The sequence below is a fragment of the Roseovarius sp. CAU 1744 genome (assembly GCF_039839345.1).
In the GTDB taxonomy this organism is placed as follows: domain Bacteria; phylum Pseudomonadota; class Alphaproteobacteria; order Rhodobacterales; family Rhodobacteraceae; genus Roseovarius.
This window is the reverse complement of record NZ_JBDOQV010000003.1, coordinates 376,226-392,220: the sequence shown is the minus strand read 5'-3', so window position 1 is coordinate 392,220 and position 15,995 is coordinate 376,226. Positions and strand designations below refer to the sequence as shown.

Here is a 15,995-nt window from a genome sequence, read left to right as displayed (position 1 = left end):
AGGTAGCGTTCGGCACCACGGGCCAAACGGAAAAAAGCCGCTGACGCGCCCCGCCGGAAAACGGCGGAGGGTCGAGCGGCTTTGCTCAAAAAACCCGGTCTTCGGGAAATTCAGTCAGGTCGGCGCCATTGCCGATCTATCTATCAAGAATGCGCGTCGTGGCGTCGGTGGCAAGGATTTTTTTGCAATTGCGGCAATTCATGCTGCGTCGCGGCACAACCTCGGGTAAAATGCATAGATTTTCATCACTCAGACCGATCGGGATCAAAAAAGCGGCGATTGAAAAACTCGTTCGGGGGCAGAATCAGCGTCCCTCTTTCAGAGGCAACGGCGGTTTCGACGGAAGCGGCCCCTTCGATCTTGGACGATGCGCCGGGCAGGTCGGCGCCGGTTTTCCGCAAGGCGGACCGGTAGAAATCGCTGCGAAAGACCTGTGCGGCCCTGGCAGATGCGTCGGCCGGATCAAGCTGTGTGCGTGCCGCCAATTGGCGCGCGATCCATTGTGACTGACTGCGCCAGGGAAATCCGGCGACGCCATTGTGAAACTCGAGGAAGCCGGGCACGTGGCGCTGTAGGCCCTGGGGCGTGATCGTCAGCCTGCCCGACAACGCGCGGTCGATGATCTCGGCGGGAAGGTCAAGCCAGGCAGATCGTGACAGCAATTCGGCGGCCAGCACATGCGACTGCGGACCGGACAGCCAGCAGCCGGCGCGCCAGAGTGCCCGGATCAGCCCTTCGGCCAACGGTCGGTTGACGTCGGCCCATCCTTTGCGCACCGCCAGCACTTTTTCCGGTGCAAAGCTCCAGATCGCACGGCCGGGCAGCAGCAGCGATCCCATGGCATGTTCGACGGTGATCGACCCCCAGGGCTCGCCGACGCAGAATGCGTCGATTTCTCCGGCGCGGATGGCGTCGGCCATCAGCGGTGGCGGCACGGTGCGGATCTCGATCGCATGACGCGCGGCCGGTTCCAGCGCGTCGATCCAGTAACTGAGCAGTTCCATATGCATCGAAAACGGGAACGGGATGCCGATGCGCAGCCGATCGGAGGCGGCGCCGATGAGAGCCCGACCCGCCGTTTCGGCATCGTCGAAGGCAAAGCTGTGCCCCTGGGCCTCCAGCCGGTCGGCAAGTTCGCGGCTGACCCCGATCACGTTGCCGTTGACCGACAGAACGGACAGGACCGAGAATTCAGCGCCCGCACCCCCCAGGCCCAACGCGGCGGCGACCGGAACCGGTGCAAGCATATGGGCAGCCTCGACCCGACCAAATGCGAGCATGTCGCGCAGCGACGACCAGGACGGCGCAGGTTGCAGGTCAAGCGCCAGCCCCTCTTCGGCGGCAAAGCCCATCTCATGCGCAACGATCAGCGGCGCGGCATCCACCAGTGGCATATACCCGACAGGGATTACGGTTTGCTTCATCCCAAGAGCCCCGTTGCGGTGACCAGCGCCTGTGCAACGTCTGCGATCCGCTTGTTCTGATCCATCGCGGCCCGGCGCAGCAGCGCGTAGGCCTCGTCCTCGGTGATGCCGCGGGCCTTCATGATCATGCCTTTGGCGCGGTCAATCACCTTGCGTTCTTCCAGCGCGCGTTTGGTTTCCGCCAGTTCGGCGCGCATCCGCTGGAACACGCGGAACCGGGCGATCGCAGCCTCCAGCACCGGTTTGATCCGCTGCGGCTGTAGCCCGTCCACCACATAGGCGGACAAGCCTGCCTCGACCGCGGCGGTCGAAAGCCCTTCCTCCGAACGGTCCACGAACATCGCCACGGCCCGGTCCCGCGGCTGCGAGGCCAGCGCAAGCTCTTCAAGCATATCGCGGGATGGGTCTGCTACATCTATGAGAACGATGTCCGGTTCATGCGCCTTGATCCGCCGCGCAAGCCCGGCCGGATCCGAGATGACGCGGATCTCGAAATCGCCGGCTTCGCGCAGGCTGTCCACGATCAGGATTGCCCGGTCGCGATCGGCTTCGACGACGATGATTGACAGCTTGTCCTGCATGACCTGACCTACGGCGGACAGGTGCCGCGTTGTAAAGAAATTGGCGTGACGGCCGCCCGGTGCTGACGTGAATCGCCCATAACATGAGCATATTGCCTGGAAATTGAGCAAGCCTGAGATGCTGCCGATGTCGGTGTTTTCAGAAGCGCAGAGCGGTTGCGGGATGCGCTGCGCCGGGGCAACGCCCGGGGGTGGCGTCATAGAGTTTGGCGGTCATGACCCTGTATTCAGGTGTGTGCCAACATGAGCCCTTGCAGACTCAGCCCATCAGGCGTATATGCCCTTCAACAGCGGCGCTTGCGGGTCCACACCGAAAGCTCCACCGGGAAAGATGCACGGGCCGCGCGCCCGTTTTTTTGTGTTTGGAACCTATGACCAACGACCTGATTGCAAAGGCGGCGATTGACCGCCGCATGGCCGAGATCATCACCCCCGTCATCGAGGATATGGGGTTTGAACTGGTGCGCGTGCGGCTGATGGGCGGCAAGACCCATACGCTGCAGATCATGGCCGAGAAACCAGAGGGCGGGATCGAGGTGGATGATTGCGCGCAGATTTCCACTGCGATCAGCGCAACGCTTGATGTCGAGGATCCGATCACCGACGCGTATACGCTCGAAGTTTCCAGCCCCGGCATTGACCGGCCACTGACCCGGCTCAAGGATTTCGAGGCGTTCGAAGGCTATGAGGCCAAGCTGGAGACATCCGAGCTGATCGACGGCCGCAAACGCTTCAAGGGCGTGCTGGCCGGTGTCGAGGGCAGCGAGGTGCTGATCAACGTCGAGGAAGGCACCATCGGCCTGGAGTTCGACTGGCTGGCCGATGCCAAGCTGGTGCTGACCGACGACCTGATCAAGGAAATGCTGCGCCAGCGCAAGGCGGCGGGCGTGATAAACGAACAAGATTTCGACGAAATAGAGACTGAAACCGGTTCTGAGGAGGACTGAGAGAATGGCAATCACATCTGCCAACCAGCTGGAACTGCTGCAAACTGCCGAGGCCGTGGCCCGGGAGAAGATGATTGACCCGTCGCTGGTGATCGAGGCGATGGAGGAAAGCCTCGCCCGGGCCGCCAAGAGCCGCTACGGCGCCGAGATGGACATTCGTGTCAGCATCGACCGGAAAACCGGCCGGGCGACCTTTACCCGCGTGCGCACGGTCGTCGAAGAGGAAGAGCTTGAGAATTACCAGGCGGAATTCACCGTCGAGCAGGCGAAACAATTTCTGGAAGACCCCAAGGTGGGCGACCAGTTCATCGAGGAAGTGCCGCCGGTGGACATGGGCCGGATTGCCGCGCAATCGGCCAAGCAGGTGATCCTGCAGAAGGTGCGCGAAGCCGAGCGCGACCGCCAGTACGAGGAATTCAAGGACCGCGCCGGCACGATCATCAACGGTCAGGTCAAGCGCGAGGAATATGGCAACGTCATCGTCGATGTGGGACGGGGCGAGGCGATCCTGCGCCGGAACGAGAAGATCGGCCGCGAATCCTATCGGCCGAATGACCGCATCCGCTGTTACATCAAGGACGTGCGCCGCGAGGCCCGCGGGCCGCAGATCTTCCTCAGCCGTACGGCGCCGGAATTCATGGCGGAGCTGTTCAAGATGGAAGTGCCCGAGATCTATGACGGCATCATCGAGATCAAGGCCGTAGCCCGCGATCCGGGCAGCCGTGCGAAGATCGCGGTGATCTCCTATGATGGCTCGATCGACCCCGTGGGTGCCTGTGTGGGCATGCGCGGCAGCCGGGTGCAGGCCGTGGTGAACGAGCTTCAGGGCGAAAAGATCGACATCATCCCGTGGAACGAGGATCAGCCGACCTTCCTGGTCAACGCGCTGCAGCCGGCCGAAGTTTCCAAGGTGGTGCTGGATGAAGAGGCCGAACGGATCGAGGTTGTCGTGCCCGAGGAGCAGCTTTCGCTGGCCATCGGGCGGCGCGGCCAGAACGTGCGTCTGGCCAGCCAGCTGACCGGGCTGGATATCGACATCATGACCGAGGCCGAGGATTCGGAACGCCGCCAGCGCGAATTCGAGGTCCGCACCAAGCTGTTCATGGAAACGCTGGATCTGGACGAATTCTTTGCCCAGCTTCTGGTGTCCGAGGGGTTCACCAACCTCGAAGAGGTGGCCTATGTCGAGCTGGACGAGCTTCTGGTTATCGACGGGGTCGACGAGGATACCGCGAACGAGCTGCAGGCACGGGCCCGCGACGTGCTGGATTCCCAGGCCAAGGAGGCATTGGACAAGGCACGCGAGCTGGGTGTCGAGGACAGCCTGGTTGAATTCGAAGGCCTGACACCCCAGATGATTCAGGCATTGGCCGAGGATGGCGTGAAATCGCTGGAAGATTTCGCCACCTGCGCCGATTGGGAACTGGCCGGCGGCTGGACCACCAACGATGGCGAGCGCGTCAAGGATGACGGTATTCTGGAACCTTTCGACGTTTCGCTTGAGGAAGCGCAGAACATGGTCATGACGGCCCGCATCATGCTGGGCTGGGTCGATCCGGCGGACCTTGAAGCCGAAGAGGCCGAAGAAGAGCTGGACGGCGAAGAGCAGGAGGCTGAGGCCTGATTTATCAGGCCTCGGAGGCACCTGATGGGTCGCGCTGGGCAACCCAAAGACCGAACCGACGGTCCTGAACGCAAGTGCATTGCCACGGGCGAGGTACGGCCTAAATATGGCCTTATCCGCTTTGCGGTCGGGCCGGACGGTCAGATTGCTCCGGACCTGGCCGAAAAACTGCCGGGACGAGGTATCTGGGTGTCTGCGGACCGGGCGGCGGTGGAAAAGGCCGTGAAAAAGGGTCTGTTTGCCCGAGCTGCCAAGCGGGCCGTGACGGTGCCGGATGCCCTGGCTGACCTGCTGGAGGCAATGCTGGCGCGGCGCGTGATCGAACTCATCAGCCTGGCACGCAAGGGTGGGGGCGCGACCACCGGGTATGAACGCGTCAAGGATTGGCTGGCCAAGGACCAGGCAGAGATACTGATCCAGGCCAGCGACGGCTCGGAACGGGGAAAATCAAAGCTAAGCACGCCCTATGGCGGCAGTTTCATCGGCTGGCTGACGGCGGCAGAGCTGGGCCATGCTTTTGGGCGACAATCGGCAGTACATGCGGCACTGGGTGCTGGTGGTTTGTCCAAACGTGTTGTAGAGGAGGCGGCAAGGCTGAAAGGCCTGCGCGTCTCGGACGGTGGTAAGGACCACCGGGAAGGAAAGTAGAAGCAGATGAGCGACAACGACGGAAAGAAAACACTGGGCGTTCGTGGCGGTCCCCGTTCGGGGAACGTGAAGCAGAGCTTCAGCCACGGCCGGACCAAGAACGTCGTGGTGGAAACCAAGCGGAAGCGCATCGTTAAGCCTACAGCGCCCGGTGCAGCCAGTTCTGCTGCGCCCGCGAAACCCACGGCACCCGGCAAGTCGGCCAAGCGTCCGGCGGGCATTTCCGATGCGGAGATGGAACGCCGGATGAAGGCGTTGCAGGCCGCCAAGGAACGCGAATCCGAAGAGGCGGCGAAACGCGAGGCCGAGGAGCAGGAACGCGAAGCGGATCGCAAGCGTCGCCGCGAAGAGGCCGAGGCGAAGGAACGCGAAGAACAGGAGCGCGCCGAACGCGCCAAGGCCAAGGCCGAGGCGGACGAACGCGCCAAGGCCGAAGCCGAGGCTGCGGCCCAGCAGGCCGCCGCGGCGGCGGCACAACCCGCGCCGGCACAGCCGCAGGAACGCGGTAGCGGGGCTGCGAAATCCGCCCCGGCGCCGCGCAAGCAGGACAAGGATCGTGAACAGCAGCAGCGACGCGGCAAAGGCCGTGGCGATGATGGCCGCCGCTCGGGCAAGCTGACGCTGAACCAGGCCCTTTCGGGGGGCGAGGGCGGCCGCCAGAAATCGCTGGCGGCGATGAAGCGGAAGCAGGAGCGCGCCCGTCAGAAAGCCATGGGCGGCAATGTCGAGCGTGAAAAGATTGTCCGCGATGTTCAGTTGCCGGAAACGATCGTTGTGTCCGAACTGGCCAACCGCATGGCGGAACGCGTCGCCGATGTCGTGAAGTCGTTGATGACCAACGGCATGATGGTCACGCAGAACCAGTCGATCGATGCCGATACCGCGGAACTGATCATCGAGGAGTTCGGCCACAAGGTCGTCCGTGTTTCGGACGCCGACGTCGAAGACGTGATCGATCAGGTCGAGGACAAGCCCGAAGATCTGGAACCGCGCCCGCCGGTCATTACCATCATGGGCCATGTCGACCACGGCAAGACCTCGCTGCTGGACGCGATCCGCGATGCCAAGGTCGTCGCCGGCGAGGCCGGTGGCATTACCCAGCATATCGGTGCCTATCAGGTCACGACCGATGGCGGCACGGTGCTGAGTTTCCTCGATACGCCCGGCCACGCTGCCTTTACCAGCATGCGGGCGCGTGGGGCGCAGGTGACGGATATCGTGGTTCTGGTGGTGGCTGCGGATGACGCGGTGATGCCGCAGACCATCGAGGCGATCAACCACGCCAAGGCCGCCGAGGTGCCGATGATCGTGGCGATCAACAAGATCGACCTGCCTGCCGCCGATCCGGACAAGGTGCGTTCGGACCTGCTGCGGCATGAGGTGATCGTCGAGGCGATGTCGGGTGATGTGCAGGATGTCGAAGTGTCCGCCGCCACCGGTCAGGGGCTGGACGATCTGCTGGAGGCGATTGCGCTTCAGGCCGAGATCCTGGAACTCAAGGCCAACCCGAATCGCGCAGCCGAAGGCGCGGTGATCGAAGCGCAACTGGATGTGGGCCGCGGCCCTGTTGCCACCGTTCTGGTTCAGAACGGCACGTTGCGCCAGGGCGATATCTTTGTCGTGGGCGAGCAATACGGTAAGGTCCGCGCGCTGATCAACGACCGTGGCGATCGCGTGGACGAGGCCGGGCCCTCGGTACCGGTCGAGGTTCTGGGCCTCAATGGTACGCCCGAAGCGGGTGATGTGCTGAACGTCGTGTCGACGGATTCGCAGGCCCGCGAGATCGCCGAGTACCGCGAGAAGGCCGCCAAGGAGAAACGTGCCGCCGCCGGTGCCGCGACTTCGCTGGAACAGCTGATGGCACAAGCCAAGGAGAACGAGAACCTTGCCGAGATGCCCATCGTGGTGAAAGCCGATGTGCAGGGTTCGGCCGAGGCTATCGTTCAGGCGATGGAGAAGATCGGCAACGAAGAAGTCCGCGTGCGGGTGCTGCATTCGGGCGTGGGTGCGATCACCGAATCCGATATCGGTCTGGCCGAAGCTTCGGGCGCGCCCGTCTTCGGTTTCAACGTACGGGCCAACGCGCCTGCGCGGAACTCTGCGAACCAGAAGGGCGTGGAAATCCGCTACTATTCGGTGATCTACGACCTGGTGGACGATGTGAAAGCGGCGGCTTCGGGCCTCCTGGGTGCCGAGATCCGCGAGAATTTCATCGGTTACGCGACGATCAAGGAAGTGTTCAAGGTTACTGGCGTCGGCAAGGTTGCCGGTTGCCTGGTGACCGAGGGTGTTGCCCGCCGGTCGGCCGGAGTGCGGCTGCTGCGCGATGACGTGGTGATCCACGAAGGTACGCTGAAGACGCTGAAGCGGTTCAAGGACGAAGTGCCCGAGGTCCAGTCCGGCCAGGAATGCGGCATGGCGTTCGAGAATTACGACGATATCCGCGCCGATGACGTGATTGAAATCTTCGAACGCGAAGAGGTGGAGCGCTCGCTCGACTGATCGCTGCTGAATTGTGCATGCAAAAGGGCGGGGTTTCCCCGCCCTTTTTGCGTTTATTCAATGACCTGCCCTGTTGTCAGCGCGGGCCTGGAAATTAATCGCTGCATGACATTCTAGACTAGAATGATGACAATCATTCATTTGTGTCACTTACTCCTCGATGCTATTCACGCCGGCGAGACACTTGCAGCGGAGAGGTTGAAAAATGACAGATAATTCACAAGCCCATGTCAAGGTACGCGGCAGGCGGAACCTCTCCTCGCTGTTCGAGATCACGGGGTCCGTGCTGGCAATGGTCTACGCGCTTCTGATCGCGTCAAATACCGGGGCAGAACTGATCGGTTTCTCGCTGCTGCTGTTATCGTCGGGCCTGTTCGCCGGCTGGGCCGTGATTGACCGGCGCTGGACGTTCCTGCTGCTCCAGGTGTTCTATGCGACATCGGCCATCATCGGGCTGATCCGCTGGGGCTGACGGCAGGGGAGCCGTGTAGGAACCGCCAAAAAGAAACGGCTCCGCCGGAATATCGGCGAAGCCGTTCAACGATGCGGCGCAATCAGTGACCGAGGATCTGGCTGAGGAACAGTTTGGTCCGGTCGCTTTTCGGATTGCTGAAGAACTCCTCGGGTTCGTTCTGTTCGACGATCTGGCCCTGGTCCATGAAGATCACCCGGTTCGCAACCTGGCGGGCAAAGCCCATCTCGTGCGTGACGCAGAGCATGGTCATGCCTTCCTCGGCCAGTTCGATCATGGTGTCGAGCACCTCCTTGATCATCTCCGGGTCAAGCGCCGAGGTTGGTTCGTCAAAGAGCATGATCCGCGGCTTCATGCAGAGCGAGCGGGCAATCGCCACGCGCTGCTGCTGACCGCCCGACAACTGGCCGGGATATTTGCTGGCCTGATCGGGAATCTTCACCTTTTCCAGGAAATGCATCGCCGTTTCCTCGGCTTCCTTCTTGGGAATCTTGCGCACCCAGATCGGCGCCAGCGTGCAGTTTTCCAGAATCGACAGATGCGGGAACAGGTTGAAATGCTGGAAGCACATGCCGACCTCGGACCGGATCTTGTCGATGTTCTTGAGATCGTTTGACAACACTGTGCCATCCACCTCGATCTTGCCCTGCTGGTGTTCCTCCAGCGCGTTGATGCAGCGGATCAAGGTGGATTTACCCGATCCCGACGGCCCGCAGATCACGATCCGCTCGCCCCGGTAGACCGTCAGGTTGATGTCACGCAGCACATGGAACGCCCCGTACCACTTGTTCATGTTCTGGATCGTGATCGCGACCTCGTCGGACACTTTCATTTGTGCGGTTTCAGCCATTTCCAGGCCTCCTTATCGATGATCGGTCGCAAGACGGCGTTCCAGCCATTGCGAGTATTGTGAAATGCCGTAGCAGACGATGAAGAACAGTAGCGCGGCGAAGCCCAGAAGCTCCCAATAGACGCCGTTCCATTCTGTCGAGGCCAGGATAGGACCGCGGATCATACCCACCAGATCGAACATCGAGATGACCGAGACCAGTGTGGTATCCTTGAACAGGCCGACGGCCACGTTCACGATGCCGGGGATCGAGATCTTGAGCGCCTGCGGCAGAATGATCAGCTGCATCGCCTGCGGATAATCCAGCCCCAGCGAATCCGCGCCCTCATATTGCCCCTTGGGCAGGGCGGCAAGGCCACCCCGGATCACTTCGGCAATATAGGCGGATGAGAACATGGTGATCATGATCACCACGCGCAGGAACAGATCGACCGTGCTTTCAGGTGGAAAGAAATAGGCCAGCATGACCGAGGCCACGAACAGTAGCGTAATCAACGGTACACCGCGAATGAACTCGATGAAGACCACGCATATCCACTTGATCAGCGGCATGTCCGACTGACGCCCCAGGGCCAGGGCGATGCCAATGGGCAGTGACAGCGAAACGCAGGTGACACCCAGCATCATGTTCAGCATGAAACCGCCAAGATCCCGGCTGGGAACCGCCGCCAGCATGGCGGTGTCTGAAGCATTGTCAGGTATGAGCAAGCCGCCGACGATCCAGATCACGAAAGCCGCGACAATCGCACCGAAGAAGCCTGTCGCGAAACTTTTCTTGACGAAACGCTGATAGACCAGCGCACCGCCCACAATACCGGCAAGCGCGACGATCGGCACCAGGATGCTGCCGCCCCAGATCAGCCAGTAGGCAAGAAAGGGGTAGAGCGCGGTAAAGAACAGTAGCTTGCGCGGCAGGTCGAAAAACAGGACTGGTGCCGCTGCAATGAACAGCAGCACGAAGGCCAGGTTCGGGCGCCAGTATTGGTCCGGCGGGTATTTGAACCCGTAAAGCAGTTGGTTCCAGCGTTCCGACAAGACCGAGAAACAAGCGCCGGTCTCGCCCTGCAGGATTTCCCGGCATTCGGCAAGGCTGGTGGTGGTCCAGATCCCGCCGAATATCCAGGGCAGCGTGTTGCTCAGGATTATGTAGATCACGTAGAGCGCCGCGATGGTCAGCAGACCGTTCGCGGGTGTCGCGAACAGGTTCTCGCGCAGCCATTTTACAATCCCTGTCTGCGCCGCGGGCGGCGGCGATTCGGGGATCGTGGTCTCGCGAACGAAAGCGACGGAATGGGCATGTGTTTCGGACATGGCTCAGCGCTCCTTCAGCTTGATCGACGAATTGTACACGTTCATGAACGCCGAGATCAGCAGCGAGATCGTGAGGTAGAACAGCATCAGCAGAAGAACGCATTCGATCGCGCGTCCGGTCTGGTTCAGGGTAATGCCGCCCAGCGTCGCGGTGATGTCCGCATATCCGACGGCGATCGCCAGAGACGAGTTCTTGGTGATGTTGAGATATTGCGAGATGAGCGGCGGGATGATGACCCGCAGCGCCTGTGGCAGAACCACAAGGTTCATTACCCGGCCCGGACGCAGGCCCAGGGCTGCGGCGGCCTCGGTCTGGCCCTTGGAAACCGCCTGAATACCCGCCCGCACGTTCTCGGCGATGAAAGCGCCGGTATAGATCGACAGGGCGAACCAGAGGGCGATCAGGGGTGCCCCGATCTGGATGCCGCCACGCAGGTTGAACCGGTTGGCCAGCGGATCCGGCACATCAAGACCGATCGGCTGACCCATGGCAAAGAACACCAGCAATGTGGGCGCGAAAAGGATCAACAGCGACGGCCATCCGGTCGGCAGCAGCTTGCCGGTCGCATAAAGCAGCTTGGTCGCATAGCGACGATAGGCGAAGACCGCGACGATGGAGGCCAGAAAGACGGCGACCACGACCGACGATCCCGGGTTCCATATCGGAGCCGGCGAATAGATGCCGCGGTTGGTAAACGCGAAGTAGCCCAGCAACAGATCCTTTTCCGGTTCTTCCCCCAGAAAGGCTCGCGATCCGGGCAGCACGGCTGTCATGATCGTGAAAATGATGATGATCCAGATCAGGACCGGAATATTGCGGAAGATCTCGACATAGACCGCCATCAGCTTGCGCACCAGCCAGTTGTTCGACAACCGCAGAACGCCCGCGAGCACCCCGAAGATCGTGGCGGTGATACAGGCGAGAACGGCCACCAGCAGCGTGTTCAGAACGCCAACGACGGCCGCCCGGGCATGGGAGGACTGGCTGTTGTAGTCGATCAGGCTCTGGTTGATGTCATAGCCCGACGGATCGCCGAGAAAGTCATACGAGATATTGAGGCCGGCGGCGCGCAGGTTCTGGATCAGGTTGTTGCCCAGATACCAGATGGACAAGGCCAGCAGAAGCGCGGCGATGGCCTGAAATGTCAACGAGCGGTAGCGGGTATCGTAGATCAGTTGCGATAACCGAAACGACTCCTTCGGAGGGTCGGTAATGGTTGTCATAAAGACGTATCCCTGATTGCCCCTGAGCGATTATCCCGGCGGGGTATGCCCCGCTCGTCGCCAACTCAGGTGTTATTGCTTTTGGATAGGAAAAGGGCGCGGTTCATACCGCGCCCCTGACCGTTTCGTGTTTAGCGGAAGGGCGGCGAGTAGATCAGGCCGCCATTGGTCCACTGAGCGTTCAGGCCGCGGGCCAGGCCGATCGGGGTGCTTTCGCCGATATTGCCTTCGAACAGCTCACCATAGTTGCCGCCGGCCGAGATGGCCTTTACCGCCCAGTCCGCCGGCAGACCCAGCATTTCGCCCAGGTTGCCTTCGGTGCCAAGCAGGCGGTTGACTTCGGGGTTGCCACCCGCCGCGGACGCCATGTCACCGATATTGGTCGATGTCACGCCCAGTTCTTCGGCGGTGATCAGCGCGTTCAGCGTCCAGCGCACAACGTCACCCCATTCGTCGTCGCCGTGGCGGACGAGCGGGCCCAGGGGCTCTTTCGAGATGATCTCGGGCAGCAGGACATGCGCCGACGGATCTTCAAAGGTGGCACGTGTCGCGGCCAGGCCCGATGCGTCCGTGGTGTAAACGTCGCATGCACCGGCAAGGTATTGCTGCTGAGCTTCGGCGTTGGTTTCGATCGGTACCGGCTCGTAGCTGATGTTGTTGGCGCGGAAGAAGTCCGCGAGGTTCAGCTCGGTTGTCGTACCGGTCTGGATGCAGACGGTGGCACCGTCCAGTTCCTTGGCCGAGCTCACGCCCAGTTCCTTGGGAACCATGAAGCCCTGACCATCGTAATAGTTCACGCCGACGAAGGTGAACTTGAGGTCCACATCGCGCGAGAAGGTCCAGGTGGTGTTGCGTGCCAGCATGTCGATCTCACCCGACGCCAGTGCGGTAAAGCGCGTCTTGCCGGTGGTCGGCACGAATTCGACGGCGCTTGCGTCACCCAGAACGGCGGCGGCGACAGCGCGGCATACGCCAACGTCAAAGCCTTCCCAGACGCCATTCGCGTCGGGCGCCGCAAAACCGACCAGGCCGGTTGTCACGCCGCAGTTCAGCTTGCCACGCGCCTTGACGTCGTCAAGCGTACCGGCAGCCGCAACGCCGGCGCCAAGCCCGGCAACGGTCAACGCGCCAAAAAATACGGATTTTTTCATTTTTACCTCTTCCTGATTGTCCGCCTTTAAGGCGGTTCATACGGCCACAGACGGGCCGGGGCGATACTGAAACAGGGGCATTCACCCCTCAGTGCCCGCGAGTTTGTGTGGATTCATCGCGAAACGTCAAGACCAAGAACACGAAAAACAGTGGCGATTCAGTATAGTTTCCCCGTCAGAGGCCGGTTCGGGAGAGATCATCCGCGTGGGCGCGAAAGATTGTAGAAGGCGTGGGCGTGCAAAAAGTCCGATTCTTTCCTGGCTGCCATCGCCATCGCCTCGTCGTCTTTGCCCCATTGATCTTCCTGCCACTGCTCGTCGATCCGTGACAGCCGCCACAGGGTTTGCGGATCATGCAGCCCGTGCATCGCCGCAAAGCCGATGACCAACGAGCCCGAAAGGCTGACGAGATCATGAAAGGCTGTTAACGCAAACACATCCAGAGCGTGGACCTGATCCGACAACACACGCAGCGCCTGCGGGTTTTGCGGCGCGTGCATGACGCCCTGAACGGGAATCAGGCGCGCGCTCAATGTCTTCTCGGCCCATGCCAGAAGCGGATCCCATTCCCGCGCCTGAAGCTCGGTCAGCGGTTGCGGGGCCGCCGCGCGGTAACAGGTCAGGTCGGCATCGCCGTAGGCGGCAAGCATGTCGGCTATCTCGGCATGTTGCAAAGTGACCTTGTCGATCGCCGCATTGGAGGATCGGGTAAACGGCATGGTGCCGGGATCGATCATCTCCTCGACAGCGTTCCATTCTCTTGCGATCCGGTCGGCCAACGCCTGTGTGGGCACGATCAGCGGCGCCTTGGCAGGGGTTTTCACGCCGCGGCCATCCAGCTCAATGGCAAATCCCTCTGCGGTCGGGGTGACATGTGCGTTGTCCCAGAACCGTTTGAGTTTCCAATCGCTCATTCGGCGTTCTCCCATAGTTCGTCAAGGGCGGCCGGCACCGCCGCAAACCGGTCAACCAGCAGATCCGCACCAGCGGCCCTGAGATCGGCCGCCGGGTGATATCCCCACGTGACACCCAGGGTGCGCACGCCGGCCGCCCGGCCCATTTCGATGTCAAAGGTGGTATCGCCGATCATCACCGCGTGGCCGGGCGCGGCACCGGTTTCCTCGAGGCAGCGCAACACCATGGACGGGTGCGGCTTGGACGGGTGCAGATCGGCGGTTTGCCGGGTGTCGAAAAACCGGTCCAGATCATGCGCGGCAAAGGCGTGATCCAGCCCGCGGCGTGCCTTGCCCGTCGCCACGCCCAGCCTCACGTCCGGCCGTGACGCCAGCTGTTCAAGAACGCTGTGCGCACCGGGATATAGCGGTGCGCTGGCTTCACCGCCGCTTTCGGCGCGCTGCGCGATGAAACACGCCTTGTAGGCGTCTGCCACCCGCGCGATCCGTTTCTCGGGCTGGTCCGGAATCAGCCGTGCCACCGCCTCGTAGAGCGACAGGCCGACGATCGACAGTATGCTTGCACGCGGAGGCGCCGACAGGCCATGTTCCGCGAACGCGCCTTCCATCGCACGCACGATGAAATCCTGACTGTCCATCAAGGTGCCGTCGATATCGAACACGGCCAGCCGCTGCATCTTCATTCAAAATCCTCGAACGGATCATCCGGCGCCTCTGACGGGCTCCACTGGAACGTCTCCCAGGTATGAACCATGTGTTTCGGCAAGGGCGCGGTCAGGTTCAGAATGGCGCGCGTCACAGGGTGCTCGATCTGCAGTGACCGTGCATGGAGGTGCAGCTTGCGGCTGATATCACCGCCCAGTTGCGCGCCCCAGCCATCGCCCAGGTTTTCCTGGCCAGAGCCACCGTATTTACCGTCGCCAATAATCGGATGGCCGATTTCGGCCATGTGGGCGCGCAGCTGATGGGTGCGCCCGGTGATCGGCGTCAGTGCCATCCAGGCGGTTCGGCTGCCGGCGGGTTCCAGCACGGCATAGTCGGTCGTGGCATGTTTCGCGCCGGGGGTCGCGTCTACATCGCGCGGGTGCAGGCACAGCATCTTCTCGCCCTCGCCCCTGGCGCCGTGCCCGGGCGCCTTGACCAGCCCGTAGCGGATCGTGCCCCTGCGGGGCAGCGGGACACCGGCAACCACGGCCCAGTAGATCTTGCGCGTGGCGCGGTGGCGGAAGGCGGCGGTCAGACCCTTGGCGGCAGTCCGGTTGCGGGCCAGCACCAGCACGCCCGATGTGTCCTTGTCGAGCCGGTGCACGAGGCGGGGCTTCTCCTCGGTGCCGAAACGCAACGCGTCGGACAGGCCATCGACGTGGCGGGCCTGTCTGCTGCCGCCCTGAACCGGCAGGCCCGGCGGCTTGTTGAGCACGATCACGTCGTCGTCGCGATAGATCACGCAGGACTGGATCATCCTGGCGTCGGTGTCGGATATGCGGTGCGATTGGGCGGGGGCAGGTGACCCGGGGTCCGGCAGGGGCGGGATACGCACCTGCTGGCCGGCATGCAGGCGCGTCGCCGGTTTTACCCGCCCGCCATCGACGCGCAACTCGCCCTTGCGGCACATCTTTTCGATCCGGCCTTGCCCCAGATGGGGGAATTGCCGCCGCAGCCACCGGTCCAGCCGCTGATCCGCGTCATCCGGGGCAATCGTGAGTGTCTGAACGCGGCTCATGCCCACAGAACCCGCGCCATGCAGACACCCAGAACCAGCGCCGCGATGGAAACGCAGACCGAGAGCAGGATATAGAGCCCGGCCGCGACGAGCTGACCGCGCTCGAACAGGGTGAATGCCTCGAGCGAAAACGCCGAAAACGTCGTGAAGCCCCCGAGGATTCCGGACATGACGAAAAGGTTCAGATGTTCCGCGCCACGCTGAAAGGAATACACCACGAAAAGACCCATCAGAAACGACCCGACAACATTGACCGTCAGAATCGCCAAGGGAAAACCCGATCCCACCAGCCGCACCATGACGACGCCCGTGCCGAAGCGCAGGCTGGCGCCGATCGCACCCCCCAGGGCCACGGAAAGAAAAGACATCAACATGGCCGCGTCTGTCGCGCGCCGCTTGGCGTTTGTCAAGCTGGCGGCCTGTTACCTGATTGCGTGCGCTGGCGCGCACAAGAGGTTCTCTCGTCGTTGCCCTCCGGGCGCCTCCTCGGGCCGCGGCCCCGACCGGGGCGCAGAATCCGGACCGGCATGCGGATCGTCTACGGGTCTGGTGCCGGTTTCGCAAGTGAGGGGAAAATTGGCGGTATTGAACTGTTACCGCAATCAGTTTGCCGCTAACGTCCCG

At 62.0% G+C, this 15,995-nt stretch carries 15 protein-coding genes; 5 read left to right on the top strand and 10 right to left on the bottom strand.

Annotated features, from left to right (window positions below):
* Positions 1–245: 245 nt before the first annotated feature.
* Together AAFO92_RS08355 and AAFO92_RS08350 are read right to left on the bottom strand one after the other, a co-directional pair.
* On the bottom strand, positions 246–1,424 hold the full coding sequence (locus tag AAFO92_RS08355; RefSeq protein WP_347534258.1) for an ABC transporter substrate-binding protein: 1,179 nt from the start codon (positions 1,422–1,424) through the stop codon (positions 246–248).
* The gene (locus AAFO92_RS08350; RefSeq protein WP_347534257.1) at positions 1,421–2,005 is read right to left on the bottom strand and encodes an ANTAR domain-containing protein; all 585 of its coding nucleotides are present in this window, start codon (positions 2,003–2,005) and stop codon (positions 1,421–1,423) included. The genes AAFO92_RS08355 and AAFO92_RS08350 overlap by 4 nt, the downstream gene beginning before the upstream one ends.
* Before the next feature lie 371 nt (positions 2,006–2,376).
* On the opposite strand from AAFO92_RS08350, the gene rimP reads away from it, so the two are divergent.
* The 5 genes from rimP (at position 2,377) to AAFO92_RS08325 (ending at position 8,198) form a co-directional block, all read left to right on the top strand.
* Positions 2,377–2,952: a ribosome maturation factor RimP gene (gene rimP / locus AAFO92_RS08345; protein WP_347534256.1), complete on the top strand. Its 576-nt coding sequence runs from the start codon at positions 2,377–2,379 to the stop codon at positions 2,950–2,952.
* Between the two features lie 4 nt (positions 2,953–2,956).
* A complete protein-coding gene (gene nusA, locus AAFO92_RS08340) occupies positions 2,957–4,576 on the top strand; it encodes a transcription termination factor NusA (RefSeq protein ID WP_347534255.1) in 1,620 nt (539 codons plus the stop codon).
* Positions 4,577–4,600: 24 nt separating this feature from the next.
* Positions 4,601–5,224, top strand: a complete 624-nt coding sequence (locus AAFO92_RS08335) for an RNA-binding protein (protein WP_347534254.1) — start codon at positions 4,601–4,603, stop codon at positions 5,222–5,224.
* A gap of 6 nt (positions 5,225–5,230) precedes the next feature.
* Entirely contained in the window at positions 5,231–7,726 is a 2,496-nt protein-coding gene (gene infB, locus AAFO92_RS08330) for a translation initiation factor IF-2 (RefSeq protein WP_347534253.1), read from the top strand.
* A gap of 205 nt (positions 7,727–7,931) precedes the next feature.
* The gene (locus AAFO92_RS08325; RefSeq protein WP_347534252.1) at positions 7,932–8,198 is read left to right on the top strand and encodes a hypothetical protein; all 267 of its coding nucleotides are present in this window, start codon (positions 7,932–7,934) and stop codon (positions 8,196–8,198) included.
* A gap of 82 nt (positions 8,199–8,280) precedes the next feature.
* On the opposite strand, the gene AAFO92_RS08320 is transcribed toward AAFO92_RS08325, so the two are convergent.
* From AAFO92_RS08320 to crcB, 8 genes are all read right to left on the bottom strand, one after another.
* Positions 8,281–9,048: an amino acid ABC transporter ATP-binding protein gene (locus AAFO92_RS08320; protein WP_347534251.1), complete on the bottom strand. Its 768-nt coding sequence runs from the start codon at positions 9,046–9,048 to the stop codon at positions 8,281–8,283.
* 12 nt (positions 9,049–9,060) lie between these two features.
* Entirely contained in the window at positions 9,061–10,359 is a 1,299-nt protein-coding gene (locus tag AAFO92_RS08315; RefSeq protein ID WP_347534250.1) for an amino acid ABC transporter permease, read from the bottom strand.
* 3 nt (positions 10,360–10,362) lie between these two features.
* The gene (locus AAFO92_RS08310; protein WP_347534249.1) at positions 10,363–11,583 is read right to left on the bottom strand and encodes an ABC transporter permease subunit; all 1,221 of its coding nucleotides are present in this window, start codon (positions 11,581–11,583) and stop codon (positions 10,363–10,365) included.
* A gap of 131 nt (positions 11,584–11,714) precedes the next feature.
* Positions 11,715–12,734: an amino acid ABC transporter substrate-binding protein gene (locus tag AAFO92_RS08305; protein WP_347534248.1), complete on the bottom strand. Its 1,020-nt coding sequence runs from the start codon at positions 12,732–12,734 to the stop codon at positions 11,715–11,717.
* A 197-nt stretch (positions 12,735–12,931) separates the two neighbouring features.
* On the bottom strand, positions 12,932–13,648 hold the full coding sequence (locus tag AAFO92_RS08300; protein ID WP_347534247.1) for an ATP12 family protein: 717 nt from the start codon (positions 13,646–13,648) through the stop codon (positions 12,932–12,934).
* Positions 13,645–14,331, bottom strand: coding sequence for an HAD-IA family hydrolase (locus AAFO92_RS08295; protein WP_347534246.1), 687 nt, complete (start codon positions 14,329–14,331; stop codon positions 13,645–13,647). Before AAFO92_RS08295 ends, AAFO92_RS08300 begins: the two co-directional genes overlap by 4 nt.
* The gene (locus AAFO92_RS08290) at positions 14,328–15,371 is read right to left on the bottom strand and encodes an RluA family pseudouridine synthase (protein WP_347534245.1); all 1,044 of its coding nucleotides are present in this window, start codon (positions 15,369–15,371) and stop codon (positions 14,328–14,330) included. The genes AAFO92_RS08295 and AAFO92_RS08290 overlap by 4 nt, the downstream gene beginning before the upstream one ends.
* Positions 15,368–15,745 carry a fluoride efflux transporter CrcB gene (crcB, locus tag AAFO92_RS08285; protein ID WP_347534244.1) on the bottom strand — a complete coding sequence of 126 codons (378 nt, stop codon included), beginning with the start codon at positions 15,743–15,745 and terminating at the stop codon, positions 15,368–15,370. Before crcB ends, AAFO92_RS08290 begins: the two co-directional genes overlap by 4 nt.
* Between the last annotated feature and the right edge of the window lie 250 nt (positions 15,746–15,995).